Raw genomic sequence first — 18,526 nt, 5'->3', positions numbered from 1 at the left:
GCCCTCCCGTGGCGCCCTAGAGGTGTCTCAGGGCGGCCGCGGGATCCTCGATCGCGTCAGCGACCACGCGCATGAAGCCGGCGGCCGTGTCGCCGTCGCACACCCGGTGGTCGAAGACGAACGACATCGTCGCGATCTTGCGCACGGCCAGCTCTCCGTCGACCACCCACGCCCGATCCAGCATCCGCCCGAAGCCGAGGATGCCGACCTGCGTGGGTGGGATGATCGCGGCGCTGCCGTCGACGCGGAGGCTGCCGTAGTTGTTGAGCGTGAACGTGGCCGACGTCAGCTCCTGCGGGGTCACCCGGCCGTCCCGGGCGCGGACCGTCACGTCACGGATGGCGACGTCGAGGTCGGAGGTGGTCATCCGGTGGGCGTCGGCGACGGCCGCGACGACCAGACCGCGTTCACCTTGCACAGCGAGCCCGAGCGCGACGTGCCCGTGCTCGACCACCTCGTCACGCGCGGGGTCGAAGCTGGCGTTGAGCACGGGGTAGCGGCGCAGACCCGCGACGGTGAAGCGTGCGAGGTAGGCCAGGATCCCCGGCCCGGGGTCAGCCGGCGTGCGGGCAGCCTCGCGGAGGTTCCACAGCGGGGTCACGTCGACATCGACCCACGCGGTGGCCTCGGGGATCTCGGCGCGGCTGCGGGCGAGGTTCTCCGCGGACCTCTTCCGGAAGGCGTCGAGCGTCCACCGGCGTTCGCCGTCGACCGGTCCGAACGACGGCGCTGCGGGCACTGGTGCCGGGCCGGTTGCCGGGCCGGTTGCCGGGGTTGTTGTCGGGGTTGCTGCCGGGGTTGCGGTCGGGATTGCGGGCGGCTGCTCGGCCGCGAGCGCCCGGACGACGTCCTCGCGGGAGATCACCCCGTCGGGGCCGCTCGGGGTCAGGGCGGCGAGGTCGACCCCGCCGTCGCGGGCCAGCCGGCGTACGACCGGTGACGCGACGCGGGGGCGGCCCGCCGGCGGGGGCGCGACTGCCGGGGGGGACCCGAATGCCGCCGGGGCCGCGACTGGTGCCGGCGCGGCGGCGGTCGCCCGGCGCCGCCGACGCCGGCCCGCCGCTCCCCCGCCCGAGGTGCCGTAGCCGATGAGCACGTTGCCCGACCCGGCCCGCTCCTCCTCGCGGTAAGTCTCCGCCTGGGCGTCTGCCGCACCGGCGATGGTGATCAGCGCGGCGCCGACGGCCAGGGTCTCGCCGGCCTGTCCGTGCAGCGCGTGGACCTTGCCGGCGTACGGCGAGGGCACCTCCACCACGGACTTGGCGGTCTCGACCTCGAGGATCGTCTGGTCGATGGCGACCTCGTCGCCGACCGTGACGACCCAGCGCACGATCTCGGCCTCGGTGAGTCCCTCGCCCAGGTCGGGGAGCGCGAAGACCTGCGCCCGTGCGGCCGTCGTCGCCGCGCTCACGAGAGCCCCCACTGGAGGTCGTCGACGGCGTCGAGGATCCGGTCGGCGCTGGGGAGGTGGAAGTGCTCGAGCTTGGGCGGGGGATAGGGGATGTCGAATCCCGTGACCCGGCGCACCGGGGCCGCCAGGTCGTGGAAGCAGCGCTCGGACACGCGCGCCGCGATCTCGGAGGACACGCTCGCGAAGCCGGCGGCCTCGGCGACGACGACGGCCCGGCCGGTCGAGCGAACCGCGGCACAGACCGTGGTGTCGTCGAAAGGCACGATGGAGCGGACGTCGACGACCTGGAGGCTGCGCCCCTCTGTGGCGGCGATCTCGGCGGCCTCGAGAGCAGGCGGCACAGCCGGTCCGTAGGCGACGAGGGTCGCGTCGGTGCCCTCGCGCACCACTGCCGCCGACCCGATGCCGGGCACGCGCTCGGCCAGGTCGACCTCTTCCTTGGTCCAGTAGAGCTTCTTGGGCTCGAGGAACACCACGGGATCAGGGGAGGCGATCGCCTCGCGCAGCAGGCCGTAGGCGTCGGCGACCGTCGCCGGGGCCAGCACGTGGAGACCGGGGGTGTGTGCGTAGTAGGACTCGGAGGAGTCGCAGTGGTGCTCGACCCCGCCGATGCCACCGGCGTAGGGCACCCGGATCACCAACGGCAGCGACACCCGGCCCCTGGTGCGGTTGCGGTACTTGGCGACGTGGCTGACGATCTGCTCGAAGGCGGGGTAGGCGAAGGCGTCGAACTGCATCTCGACCACCGGGCGCATGCCGTTCATGGCGAGCCCCACCGCCATCCCGACGATGCCGGACTCGGCGAGCGGGGTGTCGAAGCAGCGATCGGTGCCGAACTCGGCGGTCAGGCCGTCGGTGATCCGGAAGACGCCGCCGAGGGGACCCACGTCCTCCCCGAAGACGAGCACGCTCGAGTCCTCGGTCATGGCGTCGCGCAGGGCCTGGTTGAGGGCCTGCGCCATGGTGAGCTTGTCCAGCGTCATCGGACCTCCTCCTGTCGGGCCAGCTCGTCGGAGAGGAGTGCGGCCTGCTCGGCGAGCTGGGTGGTGCGCGCGGCATACACGTGCTCGAAGAGGTCGCCGGGGTCGGGCACCACGTCCTGGTTGAGAGCGGCACGCACCTGGGCCGCCATCGACTCGGCGGCTTCGGCGTACGCCGTCGCGAGCTCGTCTGTCAGGGCGCCGCTCGCGCGCAGGAACGTCTCGACGCGGTCCAGCGGATCGCGGTCGAGCCAGGCGGCGACCTCGTCGTCGTGGCGGTAGCGACCGGCGTCGTCGGCGTTGGTGTGGGCCTGCATGCGGTAGGTGTGTGCCTCGACCAGCTGCGGGCCGCCCCCAGCTCGGGCGACCTCGACGGCCCGGCCGAGCACGGCGAGCAGGGCGGCCACGTCGTTGCCGTCGACGCGCTGGCCGGGCACGCCGTAGCCGATGCCCTTGTGGGCGAGGGAGGGCGCGACCGACTGCCTCGCGAGCGGCACCGAGATCGCGTACTCGTTGTTCTGCACGAAGAAGACCACCGGGGCCTGGAACACGGCGGCGAAGTTGAGCGCCTCGTGGAAGTCGCCCTCGCTGGTCGCGCCGTCCCCGCACATGGCGAGCACGACGGACGGCTCGTCCTTGAGCCGGGCGGCGTGCGCGACCCCGACGGCGTGCAGGAGCTGCGTGGCCAGCGGTGTCGCCTGCGGAGCCACCTTCTTCATGCGGGGGTCGTAGCCGGAGTGCCAGTCGCCCTTGAGGAGCACCAGGACCTCGGCCGGGTCGACGCCGCGGGCAACGGCCGCCGCGGTGTCGCGGTAGGTCGGGAACATCCAGTCGTCGGGCTCGAGCGCCTGGGCGGCGGCCACCTGGCATGCCTCCTGCCCGTGCGAGGACGGGTAGACCGCGAGCCGACCCTGCCGGACCAGCGCGTTGGCCTGGTCGTTGAGGCGCCGGGCGGCGACCAGACCGGCGTACGCCGCCAGCAGCCGGTCGTCCGCGGGGCGGGTGAAGCCCTCGGCGTCGACCGCCGATCCGCTGCCGTCGATCAGCTGGACGGGTTCCTTCGCAGGAAGGAAGAGGTCTTCGGCAGTTGGCATGTCGACATGCTGCAGGATGGACCATCTGTGCGTCATGGGCGGGACCGAATTGCAGAGAAGGTCTTCGATGGGGCCGCCCGAGCGGACCGATCGTCCAACTCGACAACGGTCGAGACGACGGCGTCTGGACGGATGTCTGCGGCCTTCTCGGGCCCGCAGGGCGCCCGCCCCGATGACGACGAATGTGGTCCTCGGAGCGGGCGCCCATCGCTGCGGAGCTTCCCCCCGGGACTCCGCGCGCTGGTCGCGCTCCTTCCCGAGGGGAGCGCCGGCTCACCGCAAACGTTGGCTCAGGGAAAAGCAAAATGGAAGAAAGTGAGACGTTCGCCTCAATCTGTGAGGTACGGTCTTTACTGACCGAACGGTCTGCAAGACAATGCACCACGGCCGCCGCCCGCAAGCCCCCGTCTGAGGGCCTCAATAGGTCGGCACGAGCGGGCGGCGCGACCACACATCACCAGAAGGGTTCACCACGTGAATCGATCCACCAAGACCTCCTTGGTCAAGCTGATGGCGGGCGCTGCCGCGCTGACGCTGACCCTGGCTGCCTGCGGCTCCGAGGACGACCCCGCACCCGCTACGGGTCAGGACACCGCCTCGCCGACCGAGGCGACCGGCGACGGGTCCACGACTCCGGCCGACGAGACGTTCGCCGCTGCAGAGTGCACGGACAAGCAGTCGGCCGACAACGCCTTCCGCATCGGCGGCATCCTGCCGTTGTCGGGCAACCTGGCCTTCCTCGCGCCCCCGGAGATCGCGGGTATCGGCGTCGCGGTCAACGAGATCAACGCCGCCGGCGGCGTCGCTGGCGTGGACGCCTGCTACGACATCCAGGACTCCGGAGACTCCACCGACATGTCCACGTCGACGGCCGCCGCGGGCGCGCTCGTGCGCACGAATCCCTCGGTCGTGATCGGCGCGGCGTCCTCCAGCGTCTCGCTCAACGTCGTGGACACCTTCACCGACGAGAGGATCACCCAGGTCTCGGCGGCCAACACCGCCTCGGCCATGTCCGGAGTCTCGCCGTTCTACTTCCGCACCGCGCCCGACGACACCGTCCAGGGCAAGGTGCTCGGCGAGACGATCGCCCAGGACGGCTACTCCAAGCTCGCCTTCCTGGTCTTCAGCGACACCTACGGCACCGGCCTGCGCGACACGGTTCAGCAGAACTTCGAAGCGTCTGGCGGCACCTGCACCTATGGGTGCAAGGGTGAAGGCGACGAGTGGCCCGCCGGGCAGACGATCTTCTCCTCCGACGTGACCGCGGCCCTGGCGTCGAAACCTGACGTCATCGCCATCATCGCCTTCGACGAGACCAAGTCGATCCTGCCCGAGCTCGAGGCCCAGGGCTGGGACATGTCCAAGACCTACTTCGTCGACGGCAACCTGAACGACTACAGCGCGGACGTCGAGAAGGGTGCGCTCGAGGGTGCCGTGGGCACGCTGCCGGGCGCGGATCCTGCGCAGTCCTACAAGGACCGCGCCAACGGGTGGTACCAAGCCATCGAGGGCGAGGAGCTGACCGGCTACTCCTACTCCGCCGAGGCCTACGACGCGGTCATGTTGTCGGCGCTCGCGGCGATCAAGGGCGGCGACACCCGATCGCAGACGGTCCAGAAGAACCTCCTCGCCGTCTCGGGAGCGACCGACGGCACCCAGTGCACGACCTTCGCCGAATGTGTCGCGCTGCTCGAGCAGGGCGAGGAGATCCACTACACCGGTCCGTCCGGCATCGGCCCGCTCAACGACGCACACGATCCGTCGCGCGGCTTCGTCGGCATCTACGCGTTCAATGCCGAGAACCAGCCCGAGTATCAGACGGTCGTCGAGGCCGACTCGACCAGCTCAGCCAACTGACGGCACCAACCAGATGGCCCCGTCGCAGACCCGCGACGCCACCTCGGGCAGCTGACGGCTCTCGCGGCCACCTCGATCCCCCCGAAGAAATCCCCCCGGTAACAAGTAGCACCCCCGGTAACAAGAAATCCCCCCGAAAGAGAGATTCCCCCCGACAGTCGGCCCCGGACCCGGTCCGGGGCCGACTTGTGTCTGAGCCCCGTCTGTCGAGCGGAGGGATCAGGAGGCCGGCGGCGGCATGATCCGCTCGCTGACCGGCGTGATCCGGGTCGTGCAGGTGTGCATGCCCGGCGCGAGCAGTGCGTGCAGCGCATCGATGTCGGTGGCCTCGACGACCAGGAAGATCGTGTGCTCGGTGTAGGCGCCGTACACGCCCAGGATGTCGACGCCGGGCGCCGATGCGTCGTGCAGCTTGCGGGAGCCGCCGCTGCCGTAGGGACAGTCTGCGGGGTCGTGCGTCTGCTCGATGTGGAACAGCATCCAGTCCTCCTCGTGGGTGTCCGCTCAGCATGGAGGCTGGTCCTCCGGCGCGCCAGAGCTGTGGTCGGCGGGGTAGACCAGCGCGTCGGTGGTCCTGTCGAGAACCGTCGGTGCGGATCTGCCGGATGTCGTTGCGACGACCTGGTTCCCCGTGCGACACTTTTTTCAGACCGATCGGTCAGTAATTCGTGGAGGCGGCAGACTCGGCGTCGTCCATGGGAGTCAGATGGACGAGTGCACCAGGGAAGGGAAGAGTCGATGACGAGTGAAGCCGTGAAAGAGTCGATCCTCGAGGCTGACTTCGACGCGATCGTCGCGGCGGGAGACCGGGTCGAGCCACGCGACTGGATGCCCGAGGGCTACCGCAAGACCTTGGTGCGTCAGATCGCCCAGCACGCGCACTCGGAGATCATCGGCATGCAGCCCGAGGGCAACTGGATCACCCGGGCTCCGTCGCTGCGCCGCAAGGCGATCCTGCTGGCCAAGGTCCAGGACGAGGCCGGCCACGGTCTCTACCTCTACTCCGCGTGCGAGACGCTCGGCGTCTCCCGCGACGAGCTGACCCGGCTGCTCATCGCGGGCAAGCAGAAGTACTCCTCGATCTTCAACTACCCGACGCTGTCCTACGCCGACGTCGGCACCATCGGCTGGCTCGTCGACGGCGCCGCCATCTGCAACCAGGTGCCGCTGTGCCGGACCTCCTTCGGCCCCTACGGTCGCGCGATGATCCGGATCTGCAAGGAGGAGTCCTTCCACCAGCGGCAGGGCTACGAGCTGCTGATGACGATGATGCGCGGCACCGACGAGCAGCGTGCGATGGTGCAGGAGTCGGTCGATCGCTTCTGGTGGCCAGCGCTGATGATGTTCGGCCCCCCCGACGAGGAGTCGCCCAACACTGCCCAGTCGATGGCCTGGGGCATCAAGCGCAACACCAACGACGACCTGCGCCAGCGGTTCGTCGACATGACCGTGCCGCAGGCCGAGGCGCTGGGCGTGACCCTGCCCGATCCTGACCTGCGCTGGAACGACGAGCGCGGCCACCACGACTTCGGCCAGCCCGACTGGGACGAGTTTATGCAGGTGGTCAAGGGCAACGGTCCGTGCAACGCGCAGCGCCTCGTGCACCGACGCCGTGCCCACGAGGACGGGGCCTGGGTCCGCGAGGCCGCGACGGCCTTCGCCGCGAAGGCGTCCGCATGAGCGCCGAGGTGGAGTGGCCGCTCTACGAGGTGTTCGTGCGCGGCAAGCGCGGCCTGAACCACGTGCACGTCGGGTCGCTGCACGCGGCCGACGACGCGATGGCCGTGCGGCACGCCCGCGACGTCTACACCCGACGCAACGAGGGCGTCTCGATCTGGGTCGTGCGCGCGGACGCGATCACGGCCTCGAGCCCCGACGAGAAGGACCCGCTCTTCGACCCCAGCGGCGACAAGGTCTACCGGCATCCGACCTTCTACGAGATCCCCGACAACGTTCCCCACATGTGATGGAGCCCGACACCCGGAGTGTCTCGGCTGAGCTCGACAACCGGAGGACCCATGAGTCCCACACCTGACCCCAATGACGTGCACGGCAGCGTCTACGAAGGCATGCTCGGCAACGACACGTCCCAGTGGGCCTTCGGCACCGACTTCGAGGACCCGCTCGCCGGCGTCGACACGACGATCCCCGACGGCGTCGACGCGGCCGACCTGGCGGCGTACTGCCTGATGCTCGGCGACGACGCGCTGGTCCTGTCGCAGCGGGTCTCGCAGTGGTGCAGCAACGCTCCGGACCTCGAGGAGGACATCGCGCTGGCCAACATCGCGCTCGACCTGCTCGGCCAGGCGCGGCTGCTGCTGGCGCGGGCGGCCGCGGCCGACCCGTCGGTCGTCCCGGCCCTGCCCGAGGGGTCGCCGGTGCCGGACGAGGACGCCCTGGCGTTCTTCCGCGAGGCGCACGCCTTCCGCAACCACCGACTCGTCGAGATCGACAACGGCGACTTCGCGCAGACGATCGCCCGTGTCCTGCTGTTCGCGATCGCCCGCCTCGCGGCCTTCGAGCGGCTGTCCTCGCACGCCGACCAGGTGCTGTCGGCCATCGCCCGCAAGGGCGCCAAGGAGCTGGCCTACCACCGCGACTACGCCGGGCGCTGGTTCGTGACGCTGGCGCAGGGGACCGAGGAGTCCCGACGTCGCCTGGTCGCCGGGATGACCGCCGTGTGGCCGTTCTACCCCGAGCTGGCCGAGGCCTACGACGCCGGCCCCGCCGCCGACGCCGTGCTCGATCAGGTGCTGGCCGTCGCCGGTGTCGACCGGCCCGAGGTCGGGCCGGCCGCCGGGCTCGGGCACACCGAGGCGCTGAGCCTCCTGCTGGCCGAGATGCAGGTCGTCGCCCGTGCCCACCCGGAGGGTCGATGGTGATGTCGACACGCTCGATCACCGAGAGGGCGAGCGAGATCGCGGCCACGGTCACCGACCCGGAGCTGCCGATGCTCACGCTGGCCGACCTGGGTGTGCTGCGCTCGGTGACGGAGACCGACGGGGTCGTCGAGGTCGCGATCACGCCGACGTACTCCGGCTGCCCGGCGATGGCGACGATGCGCGACGACCTGGTGCGGCGGCTGACTGACGAGGGGTACGCCGACGTCCGCGTGCGCGTCGAGCTCCACCCGGCCTGGTCGAGCGACTGGATCAGTGACGAGGGGCGACGCACGCTCCTCGAGCACGGCATCTCACCCCCCGGGCCGGCCCCTTCGGGTCCGCTCGTGCTCAACCTGCTCCCGACCCGTCGGGTCATCGACTGCCCGCGCTGCGGCTCGTCGGAGGTGGAGCTGACCTCGGAGTTCGGCGCGACCTCGTGCAAGGCGCTCTACCGTTGCACGTCCTGCCTCGAGCCGTTCGAGCACGTGAAGGAGATCTGACGGTGACGACCACTTTGCGAGGCGCTTCGTCCCTCGGCTCTTCAGGGCGAGCCGCGCCGGTGGCACCGGCTCGTTCCGCACCTGTCTTCCACGAGCTGGTGGTCGCCGACGTGGAGCGGCTGACGGACGACGCGGTCGCCGTGACCTTCGAGGTGCCCGACGAGCTCGCGGCGGCGTACGCCTTCAAGGCAGGGCAGTCGCTGACGATCCGCCGCTTCCTGGAGGGGGGTGAGCAGCGCCGCTCCTACTCCATCTGCGCGCCCGCGGGCGAGCGTCCGCGCATCGGCGTCCGGGCGATCCCGGACGGGACCTTCTCGCGGTGGTTCGTCGAGGACGTGCGCGTGGGCGACCGGATCGAGGTCGGTACCCCGACCGGTACCTTCCAGGCCGACGAGACCATGGGCGGACGGCACCTCTTGATCGCGGCCGGCTCGGGCATCACGCCGATGCTCGCGGTGGCGGGCACGCTGCTGCGCCATCCCGATGCGAGAGTGACCCTGCTCTACGGCAACCGCACGACCGCGTCGGTGATGTTCTCCGAGGAGCTCGGCGACCTGAAGAACCGCTACGGTCCGCGGGTCCAGCTCGTGCACGTGCTCTCCCGTGAGCCGCGCGACGTCGAGCTGTTCTCCGGCCGTCTCGACGCCGACCGGATCCGGCGGCTGGTCGACCTGCTCGCCCCTGCCGAGACGCTCGACCACGTGTGGTTGTGCGGACCCTTCGCGATGATCAACGACGCGCGCTCGGTGCTGGGTGAGGCCGGCGTGCCCAGCGACCGGATCCACTTCGAGCTGTTCTACGTCGACGAGCCGCCGCCCGAGCTGCACCGCGCGGACCCGGCGATCGAGGGGGAGACCAGCGAGGCCACCGTGATCCTCGACGGAGTCTCGGCCGTCGCGCCGATCCCGCGCACGGTCCCGATCCTCGATGCCGCCCAGGCGACCCGCTCCGACCTGCCGTTCGCCTGCAAGGGCGGCGTGTGCGGCACCTGCCGGGCGAAGGTCACCGACGGCGAGGTCGACATGCGCCGCAACTACGCGCTCGAGGACGCCGAGGTCGAGGCGGGTTTCGTGCTCACCTGCCAGTCCTACGCGGTCTCGGACACGCTCACCGTCGACTTCGACGCCTAGCCGACTCGGGGCTTCCGGTCACGGGGACTCGGCTGGGGGTCAGCCGTCTCCCAGGACTGCCGCCGGGCCGCGCTTGAGGAGCTGCTGGCCGACGACGAGACGCTGGAGCTCCGAGGCGCCCTCCCAGATGCGCTCCACGCGGAGCTCACGGAACATCCGCTCCGCGACGTTCTCGCGCATGTAGCCGCGGCCGCCGAAGACCTGCACGGCGCGGTCGGCGATCCGGCCCGCGGTCTCCGAGCACAGCAGCTTGATCATCGACGCGCGTGCGTGCAGCACCTTGCGGTCCTCGCCGGCGTCGATCGCGCGTGCGACTTCGTACAACGCGGCGCGGGCGGCGAAGAGCTCGGTCGCGGAGTCCGCCAGCATCGCCGTGACGAGCTGGTGCTCTCCGAGCGGCTTGCCGCCCACGAGCCTCGAGCCGGCGAAGGCGGTCATCTCCTCGACCAGGCGCGCTGACGCCCCGACGCAGCGCGCCGCCACCATGACGCGTTCGAAGCGGAACCAGTCCTGCGTGAACGTCATGCCCTCGCCCTCCCCGCCGATCAGCTGGGAGGCGGGGATGCGCACGTCGGTGAAGGACACGATCGGGTGCTCGTCGGCGATGTGGTGGGTGTACGCCGGAGTGCGCACCACCTCGATGCCGGGCGAGGGGAGGTCGACGACCAGGAGCGCGTGCTCGCCGGCGTTCGGACCGTCGGTCAGCACGGCCTGGACGAAGCAGTAGTCGGCCACGTTGTAGGACGTGACGTGCCACTTCACGCCGTTGACGACGTAGGCATCACCGTCGCGTCGTGCGGTCGCTTCCAGCGCGCCGACGTCGCTGCCGGCGTGCTCCTCGGTGATCGCGTAGCACTCGTGCCGCTCGCCGCGCACCGCCGGCAGCAGCCAGCGCTCGCGCTGCTCGTCGGTCGCGACCTCGACCCACCACTGGGGCGGTGTGTGCAGACACCATGCGAGGCCGTTGGTGACCCGGCCGACCTGCTCCTGGACCAGCACCTGCTGGAGCGACGTGAAGCCCGGCCCCCCCAGCGACGTCGGCATGTTGGTCGCGTAGAGGCCGCTCTCCAGCGCCGCGTGGTGGTGCTTGGCGACCAGCTCGGGGTCGAGCACGCCGCCCGCCAGCTCGGTCTCCACCTCATAGGGCATCAGCGCGTCGACGAACGCGCGCGCCCGTCGCCGGATGTCGTGGTCCGCCTCGCTCAGGCCGTCCATGCTTCCTCCTGTTGAGCTGGGGGCTCGTCCGGTTGCCGGGGCACGAGCAGGGCGTCGACGGCCACGGCCGTTCGGGGCGTGACGACGACGGGGTTGAGGTCGAGCGCGGCCACGACGTCGCCGAGCTCGTGGGCCAGACGCGACACGGCGACGACCACGTCGACGAGGGCGTCGACGTTCGACGGGGGAGCGCCGCGCCACCCGTCCAGGAGCCGTCGGACCCGGAGCCGGTCGACCAGTCGGCGGGCGCCTTCGGGGGCGAGCGGCGCGAGCCCGACCACGCGGTCGGCCACCAGCTCGACGAGCACCCCACCAGCGGCGACGACGACCATCTGGCCGAGCGCGTCGTCGCGCACCAGTCCGACCGAGATCTCCACGCCGGGCTCGACCTGCTCGTGCACGGTGACGAGGGGGCCGAGCCGGTTCGCGAGACCGGCGTACGCCGCCGCGACCGACAGCCCGTCCTCGAGCCCGACCACGACGCCGCCGACGTCGGAGCGGTGCTCGACCCCGGGTGCGTCGGTCTTGAGCACGACCGGCCAGCCGATCTCGTCCGCGGCGGCCAGGGTCTCGGCGGACGACGCGGCAGCCCGGATCCGGGGCGTCGGCACGCCGTAGTCCGCGAGCAGCGAGCGCAGGTCGACGGGCGAGAGGGGGCCGGCCTGGAGCCGTGGGAGCCAGCGCTGCCGACGCGTGGCGTCGATCCCTCGGTCGACGCGGTCCACCCCGGGTCGCTCGGCGGCGTCGATGAGGTGCCGCAGCGCGAGCAGCCCGGAGCGGAAGCCCTCGAGGACGGGTACGCCGATCGACCGGAGCCGCTCGGCGGCCACCGGATCGATGGCGCTGGGCAGCCCGGCCAGCACGACCAGGGGCGCGCCGACCGACCCCGGCGAACCCAGCGACCCCGGCGACCCCAGCGACCCCAGCGACCCCGGCGACCCCGGCGACCCCAGCGACGCCGTCGCGGCGAAGGCGTCCTCGACGGCCTCGGGGTAGGCGATGTCGCCGTCGTACTCGTGGACGAGGTCGATGGCGAGCGCGGTGACGCTGACGGAAGGGTCGGCGGCGATCGTGGTGAGGCAGTCGCCGAAGAGCCCCCGGGTGTCGGCACCGCCACCCCAGACGTCGAGCGGGTTGCCGGGCACCAGCCCGTCGTCGAGGCGCTCGCCGAGCGCGGCGAGCGTGGTCTCGGAGAGGGCCGCGAACGGTACGTCGAGCGAGTGGGCCAGATCGGCGACGAGGCTGCGCTCGGCGCCCGAGTCGTGCACGGTCGCGATGCCCCTGCCCATCGAGGGACCCCCCTCAGCCGAGGGGGCAGGTCGGCGAGACGACGACAGCACAGCGAGCGTGTCGCCCAGCTCGGCCAGGTCGCCGACCAGGTGTGCGGCCAGCTCGTCGGCCAGCGCCTCCCAGGCCGCCTGGTCACCGGCGACCGCGCCGGAGTGGGCGGCGACGAGCGACGAGCCGAGCGGGGAGCCGCCCACCGGAAGGAGCACCACCTCGATGCCCGCCTCGCGCGCCGCGCGCAGCCCGGCGCGCAGCCGGTCACCGTCGCGGACCGTCTCGACCACGAGCCCGAGGACGCGGGTGTCGGTGCGGGCGACCATGTGCTCGACGTAGTCGGCGGTGTTGGTCACCAGCTCCTGGCCGGACGACACGACGAGGTCGAAGCCCAGCCGCAGCCGGGTGCGCAGGAGGGTCGAGAAGACCGAACCGGAGTGGGTGACCACCGAGACCGGCCCGACCGGCAGGTCGTCGCGCTCGGTGTAGCCCATCGCCCGCAGGCCGTGACGGACGTTCCAGAACCCCATGCAACCGGCGCCGACCAGGGCCATGCCGGCGGCACCGGCGATCCGCGTCATCTCCTCGCGTACGCCGGCGGCGTGCGCGCTCCCGAACACGACCGCTCCCCGCGCGCCCACCTCCGCGGCCACGGTGAGCTGCTCGACGAGCCGCTGGTCGCCGACCCCCAGCAGCACCAGGTCGGGCGTCTCGTCGACGTCGGCCAAGGTGGGCAGGCACGGTCGGCCGGCGACCTCGGCGTACCCGGGGTTGACCAGCCACGTCTTCGGGACGCCCGGCGATCGGAGCACCTCGCGGACCATCCGCAGCCCGAGGCTGCCGGGCCGGCTGCTGGCGCCGACCAGGGCCACGCTCCGTGCCTCGAGCATCGCCGTGACGGCGGCGCTCCTCGTCGCTGCGCCTGAGGATTCGTTCAAGACCTTCGTCCCACGGAACGCAGTCTGTCCCATCGACCGCGCCGATCCGAGAGCGCCGCGCGGGCCGCCTGCCAGCCGGGGATGCCGCACACGCCGCCGCCGCCGTGGGTCGCCGAGCTGCCGTTGTAGAGCCCGTCGATGGGGGTGCGGTAGTCGGCGTACCCCGGAGCCGGTCGCATGTGGAAGAGCTGCTCGGGTGTGAGCTCGCCGTGGAAGATGTTGCCCCCGATCAGGCCGTACTCCTGCTGCATCTCGTGCGGCCCCACGATGTCGCGGTGCAGCACCGAGCCCTTGAAGCCCGGCGCCACCTCGTCGTAGAGGTCGATGAGCCGGTCGGTGTAGGCCTCGAGCTCCTCGGTGTGCGGCTCCTCCGCCCACTCGTGCGGGACGTACTGGGTGAACATGGAGAAGATGTGCGTCCCGTCGGGGTTCATCGTCTTGTCCAGGGTGGTCGGGATGACGCCGTCGCTGAACGGGGCGAGCGCTGCCCTGCCCTCGCGAGCGTCCTGGAACGCGCGCTCGATGAACTCCATCGTGGGCGACATCTCGACCGAGCCGGTGTGGTGCTCGGCCTGGCCCTTGCTCGGGTTGGCGGTGAAGTTGGGCAGCTCGGCCAGCGCGAGGTTGATCTTCACGACGCCGGAGCGGGTGTTCCACCGCTCGATGTCGGAGACGAAGTCCGCGGGCAGCTCGGTGCGCGGCAGGTGGTCGAGGAAGGCGGTCTTGGGGTGCAGGGTGGTCACCACGACCGGGGCCGCGAGCTCCTCGCCCCCGACCAGCACGACGCCGGTGGCCCGGCCGTTGCGCGTCGACACGCTGTCGACGCGGGCCTCCGTGCGGATCTCGACGCCGAGCTCCCGGGCCGACCGGGCGATGGCCGCCGCGACGGCGCCCATGCCGCCCTCGGGGTAGCCCCAGCTGCCCAGCCCGGCGCCGTCACCGACGTCGCCGATCGAGTGGTGCGCCATGACGTACGCCGTGCCGGGCGCGAAGGGGCCGGCCCAGGTGCCGATCACGCCGTTGACCGCGAGGGCTCCCTTGACCTGCGGGGACTCGAACCAGTCGTCGAGCAGGTCGGCGATGCTCATGCTCATCAGCCGGGTGATGTCGGCGACCATCCTGGTGTCGACGCCGCGGTTCTTCCAGACCAGCTTGGCCAGGTCGGCGAGGTCGCTGGGGGAGTGGGAGCCGATGGTGGGCGGGACCCGCGTGAGCAGCGGTCCCATGACGTTGGCGATGCCTTGGAGCCAGTCGTTCCAGCGGCCCCACGCCTCGGCGTCCTTCTTCGACCAGCGCGCGATCTCGTCGTGGGTCCGCGCCGGGTCCTCCTCGTAGATCGTCAGCGAACCGCCCTCGGGAAAGGCCTGGTAGTAGGGACCCATCGGGTGCACCTTGTAGCCGTGCCGCTCGAGGCTCAGGTCCTGGATGATCGTGCTCGGCATCAGGCTCATGACGTAGGACAGCCGGGTCACCGACAGGTGCGGCGCCTCGGGCCACGGCTGCTCGGTCGCGGCCGCGCCGCCGAGCGCCGTACGGCTCTCGAGGACGACGGTGCGCAGGCCGGCGCGGGCGAGGTACGCCGCGGACACCAGGCCGTTGTGGCCGCCACCGATCACGATGGCGTCGTAGGAGTTGGTCATCGAGGAACCCTTCACACGGTGTCGCGTTGGCGGGACGGTGCTGGCGATCGTTTGACTGACTGTTCAATCTAACGAGGTGGTAATCTCCTCGCAAGAGGCGCACCGGCCTCACGGACTAGATTTCTCGCTCGCCAGGATCCTGGCCAGACTCACGTGAGGGAGACCGCGCATGGCCGAAGCTGCGCCCGCGACCGAGGGCAACGAGGCCCGCCGTCGCGCCATGCTCCGGGCCGCCGCCGAGCTCATCTCCGAGCGCGGCTTCGGCGAGACCCGCATCGCGGACGTCGCCAAGCGCGCCGGCACCAGCTCGGGGCTGGTCATCTACTACTTCGGCACCCGCGACCGCCTTCTCGTCGACGCGTTGCGCTTCTCCGAGGAGGCCTACTACGAGACAGCCTCCGCGCTGCTCGCGGAGGAACCGGACTTCCGCAAGCGCCTCTCCATGCTCGTCGGCTGGTCGTGCGTCCCGTCGCTGCCCGGCGAGGTCAGCGGCTCGTGGGGCCTGTGGCTCGACCTGTGGGCCACCGCGCTGCGCCACCCGGAGGTGCGCGAGGCCCGCGAAGAGCTCGACGGCCGCTGGCGTGCGCTCGTCGAGCGCCTGATCGGCGACGCCCAGGCGTCCGGCGACGTGGCCGACGACGTGGACCCCCACAGGTTCGCCCTCACCTTCACGATCGTCCTGGACGGCCTCTCCACGCAAGTCGCGCTCGGCGACTCCGAGATCACCTCCGAGCTGGCCTACGACATGGCGATGGAGTTCGCCGAGCAGCGCCTCGGGCTCTCGCCCGGCGAGCGCCGCGCGAGCTGAAACTCGTTGACTTGGCCCGCGTGGCCCCCCGACTTGGCCCTCCGGGCCCCCGCTGTGGCCAGTCGACTCCACAGGATCTCTCGTGGTGAGGGGCCCGGAGGCCAAGTCGAGGGGCCAGAAGGGCCAAGTCAACAGGCTAGAGCGCGAGCTCGACCTCGTCCTCGGTCTCGGGCACGCCCGCCTCGCTGCGGCGCAGCACCTGCACGGCCGCGGGGGAGAACCAGCAGGCGACCCGCTCGCCCCGGCTGGCGGTGAAGGAGCGGGGACCGGCCTGGTTGGCGATCTGCACGAGCAGGATCTGCTCGCGGCCGCGCTCGCCCACCTCGACGCGCACCTGCGTCGACGCGCCGAGGTAGACCACGTCGCGCACCGTGCCGGTGACGCGGTTGTGACCGCCGGGGGAGTTGGCGGTCTCGGCGTCGATGGCGATCCGTTCGGGGCGGATCACGATGGCCGCCTCACCGCGGGGACAGTCGTCACCGGCCTCGGCCATGATCGTCGAGCCGAGCGAGGTGCAGGTCGCCGTCGAGCCCGACACGTCGGACACGTCGGCTTCGAAGATGTTGGCCGAGCCGAGGAAGCCGGCGACGTACGCCGTCGCGGGGCGCGCGTAGATCTCCTCCGGCGGGCCCACCTGCTCGACCTTGCCGCCCGCGATCACCGCGATCCGGTCGCTCATGGTGAGCGCTTCCTCCTGGTCGTGGGTGACGTACACGAAGGTGATGCCGAGCTCGCGCTGGAGCTGTCGCAGCTGCAGCTGGAGGTGCTTGCGCAGCTGGGCGTCGAGCGCCCCGAGCGGCTCGTCGAGCAGCAGCACCCGAGGGTTCAGGACGAGGGCGCGAGCCAGCGCGACCCGCTGCTGCTGACCTCCCGAGAGCTGGGCGGGTCGGCGCTTGGCCAGCTCGGTGATGCGCGCCAGCTCGAGGGCCTCGCCCACGCGGCGGCGGATCTGGTCCTTGTCGGCCTTCTGGTAGCGCAGCCCGAAGGCCACGTTGTCGAAGACGGTCATCAGCGGGAACAGCGCGTAGCTCTGGAAGACCGTGTTGACCGGGCGCACGTGCGGCGGGTCAGGGGCCATGTCGCGGCCGTCGAGGAGGATCTGACCGGAGGTCGGCCGCTCGAAGCCCGCGATCATCCGCAGGGTCGTGGTCTTGCCGCAGCCCGACGCGCCGAGGAGCGAGCAGAACTCGCCCGCGGGGAGCTCCAGGTCGATGCCGTCGACCGCCACCACGTCGCCGAAGGACTTGGTCAGCGACACCAGGCTGAGGGTGCCCCCCGGCGCAGTCACCATCAGGCGGCCCCGTTGGTCCCGAGCTGAGCTGCGGCGACGGCGGCCAGCTTGCCGAAGTTGGCGATCAGGCGGTCGACGTCGGCCTCGGTGTGCTGCACCGACAGCAGCCACTGCTCGACCTTGCCCCACGGTGGGAGGAACACCCCGCCATTGTGCTGCAAGAGCCAGTGCAGCTGCCCCCACTGGTCGTCGATGGTGAGGAAGTCACGGAAGTTGCGCACCGGGGCGCCGGTGAAGCACACGCACCCCTTGGCGCCCACGCTGACCACGCGCCAGGGCAGCCCTTGGGCGGTGATGTGCTGCTCGAAGCCGGCCTTGGCCCGTGCCGCCAGCGCGTCCAGGTGGGCGTACCCGGCCTCGTCGAGGACGGAGGTGAGGTTGGCGCGAGCCGCGGCCATCGCGAGGGGGTTGCCGTTGAAGGTGCCGACCTGCTCGTAGCGGCCGTCGGCGATCAGGCTCATGAGCTCCTCGGTGCCGCCGATCGCCGCCACCGGGATCCCGCCGCCGAGCGCCTTGGCCAGGCAGACCAGGTCGGGCGTGACACCGTACCGGCCCGTGGCGCCGGCGGGGCCGGTCGTGAAGCCGGTCTTCACCTCGTCGAAGGTGAGGTAGGCGTCGTGGGCGTGCAGCAGCTCCTTGAGGCCCGCCAGGTAGCCCTCGTCGGGCGGGATGATGCCGGCGTTCATCATGATCGGCTCGAGGATCATGCCGGCGATCCGGCCCTCGTGGGATACCAGCGCGCGCTCCACGGCGCCGAGGTCGTTGAAGGGCACGACGACCACGAGGTCCATGATCGCCTGCGGGATGCCGCTGTTGCCGGGGACGTTGTTCGGTGCGTCGGCCGGGCCGACCTCGTCCTCCTCGGGCAGCACGGAGACCTGCACCGAGTCGTGGTGACCGTGGTAGCAGCCCTCCACCTTGAGCACCAGGTCGCGCCCGGTGATCGAGCGCATCAGGTGGATCGCGTCCATGGTGGCCTCGGTGCCGCTGTTGGCGAAGCGCCACTGCGGCAGCCCGAAGCGGCGGGCCAGCTCCTGGGCCACCCAGATCGCGTCCTCGGTCGGCTGGGCGAAGTGCGTGCCGCGGCGGACTCGGTCGGAGACCGCCTCGACGATCGCCGGGTGGTTGTGACCGGCGATCGCGGCGCCGTACCCACCGTGCATGTCGACGTACTCGTTGCCGTCGACGTCCCACACGTGCGACCCGTCGCCGTGGCTCATCCACACGGCCTGGGGGAGGGCGATCTGCCAGTTGGAGGTGGCGCCGCCCGCGAGGACGGACCTGGCGTCGGCGATCAGCTGCGTGCTGCGGGGCTGACGCTTGACGAAGATGTCGGACTCGGACTCGATGAGGGCCTCGACATCACTGCCAGAATGCTGGTGCGACGGGTCGAGCGCCACGGAGGAGGTCACGGGAGTTCCCTTCGGTTCTACTCGTTGGTTCGCCGTGCGAAACGATTGACTGAGTGTTCAGTTTATGTGACGGTGATCATGCCCGAC

The 18,526-nt window shown here is 71.2% G+C and carries 16 protein-coding genes; 7 read left to right on the top strand and 9 right to left on the bottom strand.

Going from position 1 to position 18,526, the window contains the following annotated elements:
- Nucleotides 1-16: 16 nt before the first annotated feature.
- The 3 genes from ABD295_RS10575 to pdhA are packed head-to-tail and all read right to left on the bottom strand — an operon-like array spanning nt 17 to nt 3,485.
- Nucleotides 17-1,411 carry a dihydrolipoamide acetyltransferase family protein gene (locus tag ABD295_RS10575; RefSeq protein ID WP_344303672.1) on the bottom strand — a complete coding sequence of 465 codons (1,395 nt, stop codon included), beginning with the start codon at nt 1,409-1,411 and terminating at the stop codon, nt 17-19.
- Nucleotides 1,408-2,394: an alpha-ketoacid dehydrogenase subunit beta gene (locus tag ABD295_RS10570; protein WP_344303671.1), complete on the bottom strand. Its 987-nt coding sequence runs from the start codon at nt 2,392-2,394 to the stop codon at nt 1,408-1,410. Before ABD295_RS10570 ends, ABD295_RS10575 begins: the two co-directional genes overlap by 4 nt.
- Entirely contained in the window at nt 2,391-3,485 is a 1,095-nt protein-coding gene (gene pdhA, locus ABD295_RS10565) for a pyruvate dehydrogenase (acetyl-transferring) E1 component subunit alpha (RefSeq protein WP_344303670.1), read from the bottom strand. The genes ABD295_RS10570 and pdhA overlap by 4 nt, the downstream gene beginning before the upstream one ends.
- 474 nt (nt 3,486-3,959) lie before the next feature.
- Here pdhA and ABD295_RS10560 point away from each other — a divergent pair, with 474 nt between their 5' ends.
- Nucleotides 3,960-5,342 carry an ABC transporter substrate-binding protein gene (locus tag ABD295_RS10560; protein WP_344303669.1) on the top strand — a complete coding sequence of 461 codons (1,383 nt, stop codon included), beginning with the start codon at nt 3,960-3,962 and terminating at the stop codon, nt 5,340-5,342.
- A gap of 219 nt (nt 5,343-5,561) precedes the next feature.
- On the opposite strand, the gene ABD295_RS10555 is transcribed toward ABD295_RS10560, so the two are convergent.
- Nucleotides 5,562-5,822 carry a DUF3303 family protein gene (locus ABD295_RS10555; protein WP_344303668.1) on the bottom strand — a complete coding sequence of 87 codons (261 nt, stop codon included), beginning with the start codon at nt 5,820-5,822 and terminating at the stop codon, nt 5,562-5,564.
- Between the two features lie 258 nt (nt 5,823-6,080).
- Here ABD295_RS10555 and paaA point away from each other — a divergent pair, with 258 nt between their 5' ends.
- Genes paaA through paaE form a run of 5 tightly spaced genes read left to right on the top strand, consistent with a single transcriptional unit; the run spans nt 6,081 to nt 9,854 of the window.
- On the top strand, nt 6,081-7,022 hold the full coding sequence (gene paaA, locus ABD295_RS10550; protein ID WP_344303667.1) for a 1,2-phenylacetyl-CoA epoxidase subunit PaaA: 942 nt from the start codon (nt 6,081-6,083) through the stop codon (nt 7,020-7,022).
- Nucleotides 7,019-7,309, top strand: coding sequence for a 1,2-phenylacetyl-CoA epoxidase subunit PaaB (gene paaB / locus ABD295_RS10545; protein WP_344303666.1), 291 nt, complete (start codon nt 7,019-7,021; stop codon nt 7,307-7,309). The genes paaA and paaB overlap by 4 nt, the downstream gene beginning before the upstream one ends.
- A gap of 51 nt (nt 7,310-7,360) precedes the next feature.
- Entirely contained in the window at nt 7,361-8,224 is an 864-nt protein-coding gene (gene paaC, locus ABD295_RS10540; protein ID WP_344303664.1) for a 1,2-phenylacetyl-CoA epoxidase subunit PaaC, read from the top strand.
- A complete protein-coding gene (gene paaD / locus ABD295_RS10535; protein WP_344303663.1) occupies nt 8,224-8,724 on the top strand; it encodes a 1,2-phenylacetyl-CoA epoxidase subunit PaaD in 501 nt (166 codons plus the stop codon). Before paaC ends, paaD begins: the two co-directional genes overlap by 1 nt.
- Before the next feature lie 59 nt (nt 8,725-8,783).
- Nucleotides 8,784-9,854: a 1,2-phenylacetyl-CoA epoxidase subunit PaaE gene (gene paaE, locus ABD295_RS10530; RefSeq protein WP_344303662.1), complete on the top strand. Its 1,071-nt coding sequence runs from the start codon at nt 8,784-8,786 to the stop codon at nt 9,852-9,854.
- Nucleotides 9,855-9,893: 39 nt separating this feature from the next.
- On the opposite strand, the gene ABD295_RS10525 is transcribed toward paaE, so the two are convergent.
- From ABD295_RS10525 to ABD295_RS10515, 3 genes are read right to left on the bottom strand one after another with little or no spacing between them, the layout of a single operon-like run.
- On the bottom strand, nt 9,894-11,069 hold the full coding sequence (locus ABD295_RS10525; RefSeq protein ID WP_344303661.1) for an acyl-CoA dehydrogenase family protein: 1,176 nt from the start codon (nt 11,067-11,069) through the stop codon (nt 9,894-9,896).
- Nucleotides 11,057-13,288 carry an acetate--CoA ligase family protein gene (locus ABD295_RS10520; RefSeq protein ID WP_344303660.1) on the bottom strand — a complete coding sequence of 744 codons (2,232 nt, stop codon included), beginning with the start codon at nt 13,286-13,288 and terminating at the stop codon, nt 11,057-11,059. The genes ABD295_RS10525 and ABD295_RS10520 overlap by 13 nt, the downstream gene beginning before the upstream one ends.
- Nucleotides 13,285-14,928, bottom strand: coding sequence for a phytoene desaturase family protein (locus ABD295_RS10515; RefSeq protein WP_344303659.1), 1,644 nt, complete (start codon nt 14,926-14,928; stop codon nt 13,285-13,287). Before ABD295_RS10515 ends, ABD295_RS10520 begins: the two co-directional genes overlap by 4 nt.
- Nucleotides 14,929-15,097: 169 nt before the next feature.
- On the opposite strand from ABD295_RS10515, the gene ABD295_RS10510 reads away from it, so the two are divergent.
- On the top strand, nt 15,098-15,736 hold the full coding sequence (locus tag ABD295_RS10510) for a TetR/AcrR family transcriptional regulator (RefSeq protein WP_344303657.1): 639 nt from the start codon (nt 15,098-15,100) through the stop codon (nt 15,734-15,736).
- A 136-nt stretch (nt 15,737-15,872) separates the two neighbouring features.
- Here ABD295_RS10510 and ABD295_RS10505 read toward each other — a convergent pair whose 3' ends face one another.
- Nucleotides 15,873-17,027 (bottom strand): ABC transporter ATP-binding protein, encoded by a 1,155-nt coding sequence (locus ABD295_RS10505; protein WP_344303656.1) that lies wholly within the window; start codon nt 17,025-17,027, stop codon nt 15,873-15,875.
- Complete coding sequence (locus ABD295_RS10500) at nt 17,027-18,439, bottom strand: aspartate aminotransferase family protein (RefSeq protein WP_344303655.1); 1,413 nt, start codon at nt 18,437-18,439, stop codon at nt 17,027-17,029. Before ABD295_RS10500 ends, ABD295_RS10505 begins: the two co-directional genes overlap by 1 nt.
- Between the last annotated feature and the right edge of the window lie 87 nt (nt 18,440-18,526).

Origin of the sequence: Nocardioides bigeumensis (assembly GCF_039531755.1) — a bacterium.
Classification (GTDB): Bacteria; Actinomycetota; Actinomycetes; order Propionibacteriales; family Nocardioidaceae; genus Nocardioides; species Nocardioides bigeumensis.
The sequence above is the reverse complement of the archived record's forward strand: the minus strand, read 5'-3'. Positions and strand labels throughout refer to the sequence as shown.